Origin of the sequence: Parvularcula sp. IMCC14364 (genome assembly GCF_030758415.1) — a bacterium.
Lineage (GTDB): Bacteria > Pseudomonadota > Alphaproteobacteria > Caulobacterales > Parvularculaceae > Aquisalinus.
The window spans coordinates 221,461-233,699 of the sequence record NZ_CP132334.1 but is presented as its reverse complement, the minus strand read 5'-3'; the positions used below and the strand labels follow the sequence as shown (position 1 = coordinate 233,699).

The following is a 12,239-nucleotide window of genomic DNA, read 5'->3' as shown; positions in this document are numbered from 1 at the left end:
TAACTGATTGATTTGTTTGTGCAAAGCGTGATTCAGGGATTTCCGAAAGGGAGTCTTAAATGGCGCGGTTTGATTTGTCGGATGAAGAATGGGCGGTGATTGAACCGTTGTTGCCAAAGGTTAGCCGCGGCCCGAAGCGCAAAGATGATCGTACGATCCTGAACGGCATCTTTTACATTTTGCGCACAGGCGCGCCATGGCGGGACTTGCCGGAACGATATGGACCGTACACGACTGCTTACAATCGGTATAACAGGTGGGGCGAGCGCGGCGTCTGGAAGGGCATATTCGATGCGCTCGCTGAAGAATGTGAGGACAGTCTGATCTTCATAGACGCCTCGATTGTCAAAGCTCACCGCGCAGCGAGTGGCTCAAAAAGGGGGAACTGGCGGAAGATATTGGACGCTCACGGGGCGGTCGCACAAGCAAAGTTCACGTGGCCGTAGATGAAAATGGCAGGCCATTGCGCATTGAGGTCACTGGCGGCCATGTTCATGACAGCCAGGTGATGAATGTCTTCCTCGACTGGGAGATGCCGCCTCTGGCGATGGTCCTGGACAAAGCCTATGGCAGTGCGAAGATCAGGCGCGATATCGCCGATGAAGGTGCGTTGGCGGTTATTCCCGCCAAGTCCAATGCGCGCAATCCGGTCCCGCATGACACCAGCCTTTACGCCATGCGTAATATTGTCGAGCGGTTCTTCTGCAAAATGAAAGACATGAGACGGCTGGCTACACGGTTCGAGAAATCTCGAAGGAACTTCATCAACATGATATATCTCTTCGCAGCAAAATGCTGGATCAATTGAGTCCACACCCTAGAGGAAGGGGGTGTCGGCTACCATTTCCAGCCAATCATAGATACACGAACGAATAAAGTGACCGGCGCAGAAGCATTGATCCGTGTGAAAGGCGGCGGCGGCCATGCCAATGCCGAAGACATCATGTCTGTTTCCGCCACCGCAGGCCTGTCTGATCAATTGACCCAAGCGCTGTTCGATGCGCTGGAAACGCAGGGCAAGGCCCTTTTTGCCGCACTACCTGATCTCGAGAAAATTTCCATCAACTTCAGTCCCCTGGAGTTACGCTCAGCAAAGCCGGTAATATGCCTTGAAAACATCATTCGCAATGGCGCTTTCAAGCCGCATCAGCTGCAGGTCGAGATCACGGAGCAGTCAGTGCTGGAACGCGGCAGCGATCAGGCCTTGCGGGCTATTGATCGTATCGCAGAGCTTAATGTGCCGATTGTGATGGATGACTTCGGCACCGGTTACTCTTCCCTCACACACCTGAAGATGTTGCCTATTTCCGGCATAAAAATAGACAAATCATTCGTGCGTGAGCTGAACAATGACCCCAAAGACGCCGCGATCGTCCGCTCCCTTCTGGGATTGTGCAAGGGTATGGGGCTGAAGGTCACAGCTGAAGGTATCGAAACATTCGCTCAATATGAGACCTTGCGCCACCTGGGATGTGACCTCGCTCAAGGTCACCTGTTCTTTGCGGCCGGGTCTGTTGAGGACCTGGATGAGCGCATCAACCGGGGGGCAAACCCGGCCCTGGACTGGATCGCCAGGCCACAAGCGCAGAAAAATGCTGGCACAAACCGATAAGTCTTCTCAAGCGCCTGTATTTTCTGCTGCATGATCGAGAACACAACTACACACAATTTCCGTCATATAAGGAAATCTTTATATGATCTTGCCTTTCCCGCATAGCTGGTCTAAATCGCGCCAGAAGATTTGAAGGAAAGGCTGCCCCTGATGAGCACGCAAGATTACGTCGTCAAAGACATCTCCCTGGCTGATTTCGGCAATAAGGAAATTGAAATCGCTGAAACAGAAATGCCTGGCCTTATGGCCACCCGCGAAGAATACGGGAAAGCCCAACCGCTGAAAGGTGCCCGTATTGCCGGTTCACTTCACATGACAATTCAGACCGCCGTGTTGATCCAGACGCTGGAAGCACTGGGCGCAGAAGTGCGCTGGGCGAGCTGCAACATTTACTCCACACAGGATCATGCAGCTGCAGCCATTGCCGCCAGTGGCACACCTGTTTTTGCCACCAAAGGCGAAACACTGGAGGAATATTGGGCGTATGCTGACCGCCTGTGGGAATGGCCGGACGGCTCTCTTGCCAACATGATCCTTGATGATGGCGGCGATGCGACCCTGCTGATATTGCTCGGTGCAGAAGCTGAAAAAGACCCATCTGTGCTTGATAAACCGTCAAACGAAGAAGAGACGGCCCTGTTCAACACGATCAAAAAACGCCTGGCAAAAGACCCTGATTTCTATTCCCGGGTACGCGCTTCCATCAAGGGCGTGACAGAAGAGACTACGACTGGTGTGCTGCGTCTTTATCAACGCGAGAAGCGTGGCGACCTGCCCTTCCCGGCTATCAACGTCAATGACAGCGTGACCAAGTCAAAGTTCGACAACAAATATGGCTGCCGGGAAAGCCTCACGGACGGCATTCGCCGGGCTACTGATGTGATGATGGCTGGCAAGCTGGCACTTGTGGCTGGTTATGGTGATGTGGGCAAAGGTTCCGCCGAGTCCCTTCGGGGCGCTGGCGCGCGCGTCATGGTCACCGAAATTGATCCTATCTGCGCTTTGCAGGCAGCAATGGATGGTTATGAAGTTGTGACCATGGATGCTGGCATTCCGCGTGCAGACATTGTTGTGACTGCCACAGGCAACAAGGACATTCTCACAGTCGATCATATGCGCGACCTGAAAGACATGGCCATTGTTGGCAATATCGGCCATTTCGACAACGAAATTCAGGTAGAAGGCTTGAAGAATTTCAAATGGTCCAACATCAAGGATCAGGTGGATATGATTACCTTCCCGGACGGCAAAAGGATGCTGCTGCTGTCAGAAGGCCGGCTGCTGAACCTTGGCAATGCCACAGGTCACCCGTCTTTTGTGATGTCCGCTTCTTTCACCAACCAGACGCTGGCACAGATCGAACTTTTCACTAAAGGTGAGAAGTACGACAACAAGGTTTATGTGCTGCCGAAGCATCTGGACGAAAAGGTTGCGGCTCTGCATCTTGAAAAAGTTGGCGCACAACTTTCAAAACTGACTGACGAGCAGGCTGATTATATCGGCGTGCCGGTGAACGGCCCTTACAAATCTGACCATTACCGCTACTAATACCATACTGCGGTTTCAGCACTGAATCATGATCAGCGCCTGCTCTGCACAACAGGGCAGGCGTTGTCCGTTTCGGTAAAAACAGTATATTCTGCAGATGATCAAACCTGCCGATCTTCTGCGCCCGACGCCTGCCGGTCTTTACTGCCCGCCGGGCGATTTTTATATTGATCCGGTACGTGCCGTTGATCGCGCCGTCATCACTCATGGTCATGCGGACCATGCCCGGGCAGGACATGGTTCTGTGCTCGCAACACCGGAGACGATAGCGATCATGGCATCGCGATATGGCGAAGACTTCACTGGTCAGACGCAAGCACTTGGCTATCATGATCGTATAAACCATCGTGGTGTACAGATCAGCTTCGCACCTGCCGGGCATGTTCTTGGGTCTGCACAAGTCGTTGTGGATTATCGGGGGCTCAAAATAGTCTGCACCGGGGATTACAAGCGCCGGGAAGACCCGACATGCGTACCTTTTGAGGTTGTGCCATGCCACGTTTTTATCAGTGAGGCCACTTTTGGCCTGCCTGTATTTCAACATCCGCACACGCGTGACGAAATTGCGAAACTGCTGACGTCAGTAGAGCGCAATCCGGACAGGGCACATCTGGTCGGTGCTTACTCTCTTGGTAAGGCGCAACGAATTATCGCATTACTGCGCCTGATGGGGTATGAAAAACCAATCTTCATTCACGGCGCAATGCAAAAGCTGTGTGATCTGTATCAGGAATTTGACGTTCATCTGGGCGAACTGCGCCCGGCCACCATTCGCGAAAATGGACGTGCTGGCGGGGACAAACAGGATTTTGCCGGCAAGATCATTGTGTGTCCTCCCTCAGCCATGAATGACAAATGGTCACAGCGCTTCCCGTCTCCTGTTGCCTGCTTTGCTTCTGGCTGGATGCGCGTGCGCCAACGAGCCAAGCAACGCGGCGTCGAATTACCGCTGATCATCTCGGACCATGCAGACTGGGAAGAATTGACGAAAACCATAAAAGAAGTGGGACCGGAGGAATTGTGGGTCACACATGGTCGTGAGGAAGCACTGGTGAGATGGGCTGAACTGGAAGGACTAAAAGCACAGCCCCTGTCGCTGGTCGGGTATGAGGACGAAAATGAATAAATTCGCGGCTCTACTTGACCAGTTGATCCTGACGCCGTCGCGCAACGGAAAATTACGCCTACTGACAGCGTATTTCAGAAATGTACCCGACCCCGAACGGGGGTGGGCCGTGGCAGCAATAACGCGGGACATCGAGATAAAGAGTTTCAAACCGGCCATGTTGCGGGAGCTGATTTATGAACGTATGGATGCGCAACTGTTCGATCTGTCCTATGATTATGTGGGCGATCTCGCGGAGACGGTCTCACTGGTCTGGCCTGCTCAACACGGCACAAACTATCTGCCTGGTCTGTCCGAAGTGGTTGAGGCTCTTGCGACTGCAAAGCGGACTGATGCGCCCAAACTCGTTGAAGGATGGCTGAATGCCCTGGACCCGTCCGGGCGCTGGGCGCTTATCAAGTTGATCACCGGCGGATTGCGCATTGGTGTGGCCTCGCGGCTGGTGAAACAGGCGCTGGCGGCCTTTGGAGATAAACCAATCCAGGAAATAGAAGAGCTCTGGCACGGACTCGAAGCACCTTATACAGATTTATTTTCATGGCTTGAAGGCAAAACAGATAAACCGGTAAACGCGATGAAAGCACCCTTTCGTCCGGTCATGCTGGCACATCCCGTTGAGGAAAAAGACAAGGCGCGCATTGACCTGACCACCCACGTGGCCGAATGGAAATGGGATGGTATTCGTGTGCAGGCTGTGAGCGAAGCCGGGGTCAAACGGCTTTACTCGCGCACCGGCGATGATATTTCCGGCGCTTTTCCGGATATTCTTGAGGCGATGAACGTCGATGCTGCAATAGACGGAGAATTACTGGTTTTTGATCCTGAAGCAGATGGTTTTCAGGTTCGCCCGTTCAATGACCTGCAACAACGCCTTAACCGCAAGACTGTGACCAAAAAACTGCTGGCAAGCCACCCGGCATTCATCCGCGCCTATGATCTTTTATGGCTGGACGGAGAAGACCTGCGCCCACAGGCTTTCGCGGCGCGGCGAACCAGACTGGAAGCGTTGCTGGCTGATATATCCACCCGTCCAACCCCTGAAAACGGGATACGTCTGGATTTGTCTGAGCAGGTAGATGTGACGGATTGGGAACAGTTGGCAAAACTGCGGGCTGAACCCCCGCTTGCTGCCATTGAAGGCCTTATGCTGAAGAAACGCTCTGCGCCTTATGTGCCTGGTCGACCCAAGGGCGAATGGTGGAAATGGAAACGGGAGCCGTTTCTTGTCGATACTGTATTGATGTATGCCCAGCGTGGGCATGGCAAGCGCTCCAGCTTCTATTCCGATTACACGTTTGGTGTCTGGCGGCAGGGAGAAGACGGTGATGAACTGGTGCCTGTTGGCAAAGCCTATTCCGGGTTCACAGATGACGAATTAAAACGCATTGACAAATTCGTCCGTGACAACACAGTTGATCGGTTTGGTCCGGTGCGTGCTGTTAAAATGGGACCAGATGACGGACTGGTTCTGGAAGTCGCGTTCGAAGGCCTCAACCGGTCAACGCGCCATAAATCAGGTGTGGCCATGCGATTTCCCCGCATCAGTCGCCTACGCTGGGACAAGCCAGCCCATGAAGCTGACAGAATAGAGATGCTGGAAGGGTTGCTCTAAGCCAGATACAGTGAGCAACTTTACCATCTAAGAATTACCTTTCCTGTATCCGGATGATTTCGTCAAAAATCCCTGACTTTTCCCATCAGCCCTGAGACTCGCACTGCCGAAAAGAGCGTCCAAATCTTCGCTACAATAACTGTCATAGTACGGCTCATGGAATGCGCGGGGGAAATTCTCAAGCAGCACATCTACCCCCTCAAAGTCTCCATACTGGATGGTATCAAGATGCAGGTAGAGACCCCCAGGCTTTAAGACGCGCGCTATTTCAGCGGCAACTAGACGGCGAATTTTCGGTGGCAGTTCATGGAAGAGATAAACGGTTGTCAGAATATCGACACTGTTATCCGCCAACGGAATACTCTCGGCTTGCCCCTCCATATATGTAATGCCTGACCAATCCCGGCAGGTTTTTCTTGCCTGAGCCAGATAGTCTGGGGAAAGATCAATAGCAACCGCAGGCATTTCTGTGAAATTATCCTTCACATGAGACAGTAACCGGCCAGTTCCACAGGCAAGGTCGAGAAAGACCGTTTCGCTGTCCGGTTGCCCAGCCGCTCGCAAGCGCACCAGTTCATCGCGGATAGATGGCAAAGCCTGACGACGCATGGCATCTGCAGCACCGGTGAACAGGGTTTCCACCTGCATGTCATAAACCTGCGCTGACTCCTCAGACAGCCAGCCATCACTCTGGAAGTGAAAATTCTGCAGATAATAACGCGGGTATTTTTTGCGCGTTTCCTCATCCATCACTTCTGAATGGCCACGCCGATGCGCGCGGGCAGATACTTCCCGCGCTTCACGCATATACTGGCGACTGCCAGAAAAAAGTTCTGGCAATTGCGGCATACGTCGCAGATCGTGCGGCACCTTGTAAATGCCCGCCTCAATCCGGCACCACTCATCCCGAAACAGTTTACGGAAGGCACTGACCAGCGCGGCTTGATCATAATTACCAAAGCGGCTGGGGGCCGGTGCATTGCCAGGACTGGTGACGGGACCGATGACATGTCTCCCCGCCATATAATGTGCTGTGTAATAACCAATCCGCGCAAGCTGGGAGGCACCATAGAGCGCGCGGCGCGCACCAAATGTAAACGGGTTTGCTGACAGTGGGTTAGCCATGTCTATTCTCTCGTGAAAATGCCGACAACTTCAATATGGGGTGAAAACATGAACTGGTCCACCGGCTGGACTTCTGACAGCCTGTATCCGCCAGCCATAAGGGTTGCAGCATCGCGCGCGAAAGTCTTTGGATTACAGGAGACAGAAACCACGACCGGTACATTGCTTTCAGCCAGTTGTTGTGCCTGCGCCTCCGCGCCTGCACGGGGCGGGTCAAGCACTACAGCATCAAACCTGTTGAGCTCTGCGGGCATGAGAGGCTGGCGAAAGAGATCGCGCGCGCGCGTTGTAACCGCCTGACCACTTAAACGCCGGGCCTGATTGATGGCATTGATAGCCGCTTCATCTGATTCCACCGCATGAACTGTTGCGCCCTGGACCGCCGCGAACGTGAAAGTGCCGCAACCGGCAAAAAGGTCAGCAACTTTTCTGGCACCGCCAATCCCTACACCAACCAACTTTTGCAAGGTCGCCTCGCCAGCCTTGGTCGCCTGCAGAAAGGCACGTGGTGGCAAGGGCACACGCGTGCCTGCAAATATGACCACTGGTTGTTCGCCCTGCCAGAATGGTGCGCCATTTATTGTCAGGCGCGTGATGCTGGTTGCTTCCAACAATAACGGGATTTGTTCGCGCTCATGCAAGGATAAATCCTCTTCCTGCAAGTCACCCGTCAACTCGACATCAAGGCCATTGGAGGCTTCTGTGACATGTGCTGAAAGCCTTAAGCCCGGCCTTTCGCGAAAGACAGGTTCCAAGATTGTGATAATTTCCTCGCGCCCGGCCATAAGAGCCGGACTAAGGATATGGCATTCCTGCAAATCAATGAGCCTGTGAGAGCGCCCCTGGAGAAAACCACAGAGAATGTCACCTCCAGTTTCCTGCACGGAAAAACTGGCACGCCGCCGGCTGCGCAATGGAGACAGGAGGGGCGCCAACACATCAATCTTCTCAAGCCCCACATGCGCCAAGGCGCGCATGACGGTTTCCTTCTTCCAGTCTGTATAGGTATCTGTGGATAGGTGCTGGAGAGAACAGCCACCGCACTGGTCTCCCGCCGGGCCAAAATGAGCGCATACCGGGCTAATGCGCGCAGGGGCGGGCGTGAGGACCTCAAGCAAGTCAGCTTTTGAACCGCACACAGAAAGCCGTACCGTTTCACCGGGCAACACATAGGGAACATGCACCGCCCTGCCATTGGCTGATGCAACGCCATCACCAGCTGACCCAAGCGCCTCAATTTCAGCAGTTACTTCAACCGTTGCTGGCTGGGGCTGTTTTTTGTGTCTTCTCTTATGTCTGGTTGGTCGCGCCAATCAAAAACTCCGTATTACCATCGCCTCCCTTGATGGGGCTTTCCGTCAGGCCGAACACGCGCCAGCTTTGCCCCTCAAGCCACTGCGCCAGCTTTTGGGCCGTGCCAACTGTATTTTCCGGTGTTTGCCGGACAATACCACCCTTGCCAATTTCAGCCCGTCCAACCTCAAACTGCGGCTTGACCAGTGCCAGTAGTTGCGCCAGCGGTGCACACAAAGCCATCGCTGGCGGCAGAGCTTTCCTGAGACTGATGAAACTGACATCACACACAAGTATCTCTATCGGCTCCGGTACATGAGCCAGCGACAGATCCTTCACGTGAGTCCGCTCAAGGTTTATCACGCGAGAGCTTTGCGCAATCTCCGGGTGTAATTGTCCGTGCCCCACATCGACTGCGTAAACCTTTTCAGCACCTGCTCGCAGCAGCACATCTGTAAACCCACCGGTTGATGCACCAAGATCAAGGCAGACCTTGCCTGCAGGTGAAATATCAAAGCCTTTAAGCGCTGCTTCCAGTTTCAGGCCACCGCGTGAGACGTATTCAAAGGCCTGTCCCTCAAAGACAACCTGATCGCCCGGACCGACAGTATGCGACGCTTTCCTGGCCGTAGCGCCATTCAGCAATACACGACCAGCCTTGATTGCGGCCTGCGCCCGCGCACGGCTGTCACAATAGCCATGATCAACAAGATAAAGATCAAGACGCATTGCACCGGATCTGCATTAACGACTTCATTGAACGGACCAGTACTTTACCCTGAATCCATACTGACAAAAAAGCCTAGAAATCGTTACGGTAAATATCCTCTGCCATTTGACGTCGACGCCGTGCACGGAAAATAATATATAAACCGATCAGAATGACGATCGCGAAAATGGCAATCATCGTCCAGTCTTTTGCCCCCTCAACCGTCTCCTGTTGAGGCATTGGTGCGGGAACCTCTGTGCCTGTGGTTGTCACGTCGGTCTCATCCGGTTCTACGGGTGTTTCAAGAGGTGGCTCGTCTGGCTGGGTGTCTTCTGGCATTTCTTCAACAGGTGGCTCATCAACCTGGTTGCTATCAGGGTCTTGCGTCCCGGCCTCCTGGTCTTCGGCTGCATCTTCCACCCGGCCAGTAATATCGTTGTAAATCTCGGTCCCCTGCTCGATAATTTCATCAAGAGCCCCAGTCTCATTGGCAACACCTGCGGCACCGCCCGCCCCGGCGATGGCCCCACCGGCGCCCATATTATCATTGGCCCCAACTTCACGTCGCACTTCCCGGTCACGTTGTGCATCACGATAAATATCGACATTGCCGCGCGTGTCGTCCGCAACAGCCTCATTCAACGCATCAACCGTTGCATCGTCCGCTACGCCAGTCTGCTCCAGACCAAAGTCATGCTGAAACAGAATCAGCGCCTGCGACGTCTTGCGCCCAAAAACACCGTCGGGCGTTCCTGCTGGATATCCAAGCTGGACCAGCTTTTCCTGAATATCCTTCACTTCAGACCCGACCGCGCCCGGTGCCAGACCTGGCGGCGGATCAGCCGGCAGGCTCTCACCTTCGACGACAGAGTCTTTCAGAATTTCATCCGGACTTTCAAACAGGCTCAAGACCCGCTGTGTCCAGGCGACCCGGTCTTCCTCTCCATGTGCATGGCGACTTGAATTAGGGTTGCCGAGATTGACACCGCGCGAGACAGCTCTGGCGTTGTTCTGGTCTGCATATTGACCAAGATTAACGTGCGCGAAATAGGCAGCGGCGACCTGCACCGAAATTTTCAGATCCTTGCTGATGATATCCGGGTTGCTGACCAGATCAATTCCGGCAATTTCGCCGTAGCGACGATAATTGTCCTTGCCGGTCAGCTGAAAGAAGCCACGGCCACGATATTTCCAGCCATCGCCGGGCGATGTATTGCCAAGGCTCTCACGCGCATAAACATGGTTCGCGATGGCTTCCGGGTTTCGGGCAAGGCGCTGCGCCTCTTCTTCCGTGACGCGGCTCGGGAATGTCGCGCGTAGTCCCCGGGCGCTGTAATTCAGGTTTTCCTCGGCATAGCGCAGAAAACCTGTTTCGATCAGGCCCTGACCGAGAAAATGGGCGATCCGCAATGGCGTATTGATTTCATACCGTTTCAGCGTGTCGTAAGAACGCAATATGGCAGCGATGTAACGCGCTTGCGTGGAAAACGGGTTCCACATCGGCGCGCCGGGCAGCATCTTGATCAATGCACTCAGATCAACCTGGTTGATATCATCAATCTTGTAAAATTTGGCCATCTTCACAAATTCCCCACTGGTTAATGTCACCTTAACAGAAGGTTGCAGGGGGGTTAATAGATTTACCGACCTCACACGCATTCTTGTCTTTGCGTGTTGCTTTTGGGCCTGTTAAGAGGGCCTCATTCACTGTTCAGGGAGATTTTCATGCGCCGTTTCGCCATATCTGCAGTTTTTTTGGGCCTGATCGCCCAACCTTCTCTGGCGCAAGACTATATCAAGCCTCGCATTGAGAACGAGGCTGCTGACCTGATTGAGAAAAGTCTCGATAGCACAATCGGTTATGAAGTTGTCGAAAGCCTGACGACAGAGATTGGTCCGCGGCTGGCTGGCTCGGAAGCAGAAGAGCGTGCCCGGGAATGGGGCGGCGCCAAATTCAAGGAGCTGGGGTTCAAGAATGTTCGCATTGAACCATTCGAAATCCCCTATTGGGAGCGCAGCTTTGAAGATGCAGAAATTGTCGCCCCTTATCCACAGAAGCTGAGAATAACGGCGCTTGGCGGTAGTGTAGCAACGCCAGATGAAGGTGTTGAAGCTGAGATCGTTCGGTTTGAAACATTGCAGGCCCTGCGCGATGCCCCCATGACCGGTTTGGAAGGCAAAATTGTCTTTGTTGACGAATACATGACCCGCACACAGGACGGCTCTGGCTATGGTGTTGCGGTGCAGAAACGCTCTGGGGCGGCCAATGAGGCGGGGAAACGCGGCGCTGCGGCGGCCCTTATCCGGTCTGTGGGCACCAGCCAGCGCAGGTTCCCGCATACCGGACAGATGCGGTACGACACTGATGTACCCAAGGTGCCAATCGCCGCACTTTCGGCCCCTGATGCTGACCAGTTGCAACGCGCCCTTGAGCGCACCGACCAGGTAACCGTCTGGCTGGCGATTGATGTGCAATCCCCCGGTATGCGCCCTTCGGGCAATGTTGTGGCAGAAATCCCCGGCAAAAGTGACGAGATTGTTGTCATTGGCGGACATCTGGACAGTTGGGACCTTGGCACAGGCGCCGTTGATGATGGCGCGGGCGTTGGCATTACTGTTGGAGCGGGCAAGATGATTATCGACCATATCCGTGAGACAGGCCGTCGGCCGGAACGCACAATCCGGGTTGTCATGTTCGGTGCCGAAGAAGTGGGCCTTTATGGTGCCCGCGCCTATGCTGCACAATATGCTGATGACCTTGACCGGCACATTGTGGGGGCGGAGTCAGATTTTGGCGCTGGCCAGATCTGGCGGTTTGAAACACGTTTCGGCGAAGACAAGCTGGACCGCGCGGCTGAAATGCTGAAAGTTCTCTCCCCGCTGGGCATCAGCCCGGGCGGGAACATGGCCTCTGGCGGACCAGACATGGGCCCGATCCGCCAACGCGGCGTGCCGGTTGTCACCCTGAAGCAAAATGGCTGGGATTATTTCGACCTTCATCACACACCCGACGATACACTCGACAAGATCGACCCTGACGATATTGCACAAAATGTTGCTGCCTATGCGGCATTCGTCTGGATGGCTGCCAATATGGAAGGCAACTTTCGCGCTGAAGAAACGGAAGACGCGCGCGCCACCGAGTAACGCGAGCAGGATAAAAGGCGGGCCTGACACCAAACTGTCACGTCACCCGCCTATGACTGGTCCCGTA

8 protein-coding genes and 2 pseudogenes are annotated in these 12,239 nt (G+C 54.1%); 6 read left to right on the top strand and 4 right to left on the bottom strand.

The window, feature by feature from the left end; genetic code table 11:
* Positions 1-86 precede the first annotated feature (86 nt).
* The 5 genes and pseudogenes from RAL90_RS16235 to RAL90_RS01085 form a co-directional block, all read left to right on the top strand.
* Positions 87-808: pseudogene (locus RAL90_RS16235) on the top strand (IS5 family transposase); the annotation flags it as partial.
* Positions 809-826: 18 nt separating this feature from the next.
* Positions 827-1,612: pseudogene (locus RAL90_RS01100) on the top strand (EAL domain-containing protein); the annotation flags it as partial.
* A gap of 150 nt (positions 1,613-1,762) precedes the next feature.
* On the top strand, positions 1,763-3,160 hold the full coding sequence (gene ahcY / locus RAL90_RS01095) for an adenosylhomocysteinase (protein ID WP_306252690.1): 1,398 nt from the start codon (positions 1,763-1,765) through the stop codon (positions 3,158-3,160).
* Positions 3,161-3,257: 97 nt separating this feature from the next.
* Positions 3,258-4,286: a ligase-associated DNA damage response exonuclease gene (locus RAL90_RS01090; protein WP_306252689.1), complete on the top strand. Its 1,029-nt coding sequence runs from the start codon at positions 3,258-3,260 to the stop codon at positions 4,284-4,286.
* Positions 4,279-5,898, top strand: a complete 1,620-nt coding sequence (locus RAL90_RS01085) for a cisplatin damage response ATP-dependent DNA ligase (RefSeq protein ID WP_306252688.1) — start codon at positions 4,279-4,281, stop codon at positions 5,896-5,898. The genes RAL90_RS01090 and RAL90_RS01085 overlap by 8 nt, the downstream gene beginning before the upstream one ends.
* A 27-nt stretch (positions 5,899-5,925) precedes the next feature.
* On the opposite strand, the gene RAL90_RS01080 is transcribed toward RAL90_RS01085, so the two are convergent.
* The 4 genes from RAL90_RS01080 to RAL90_RS01065 form a co-directional block, all read right to left on the bottom strand.
* On the bottom strand, positions 5,926-7,023 hold the full coding sequence (locus tag RAL90_RS01080) for a class I SAM-dependent methyltransferase (protein WP_306252687.1): 1,098 nt from the start codon (positions 7,021-7,023) through the stop codon (positions 5,926-5,928).
* Positions 7,024-7,025: 2 nt separating this feature from the next.
* The gene (locus tag RAL90_RS01075; RefSeq protein WP_306252686.1) at positions 7,026-8,336 is read right to left on the bottom strand and encodes a class I SAM-dependent RNA methyltransferase; all 1,311 of its coding nucleotides are present in this window, start codon (positions 8,334-8,336) and stop codon (positions 7,026-7,028) included.
* On the bottom strand, positions 8,314-9,045 hold the full coding sequence (locus RAL90_RS01070; RefSeq protein ID WP_306252685.1) for a TlyA family RNA methyltransferase: 732 nt from the start codon (positions 9,043-9,045) through the stop codon (positions 8,314-8,316). Before RAL90_RS01070 ends, RAL90_RS01075 begins: the two co-directional genes overlap by 23 nt.
* 73 nt (positions 9,046-9,118) lie before the next feature.
* Positions 9,119-10,603 (bottom strand): peptidoglycan-binding protein, encoded by a 1,485-nt coding sequence (locus RAL90_RS01065; protein WP_306252684.1) that lies wholly within the window; start codon positions 10,601-10,603, stop codon positions 9,119-9,121.
* A 147-nt stretch (positions 10,604-10,750) separates the two neighbouring features.
* Between RAL90_RS01065 and RAL90_RS01060 the strand changes: the two genes are divergently transcribed.
* Positions 10,751-12,172: a M28 family peptidase gene (locus RAL90_RS01060; RefSeq protein WP_306252683.1), complete on the top strand. Its 1,422-nt coding sequence runs from the start codon at positions 10,751-10,753 to the stop codon at positions 12,170-12,172.
* The last annotated feature ends 67 nt before the right edge of the window (positions 12,173-12,239 follow it).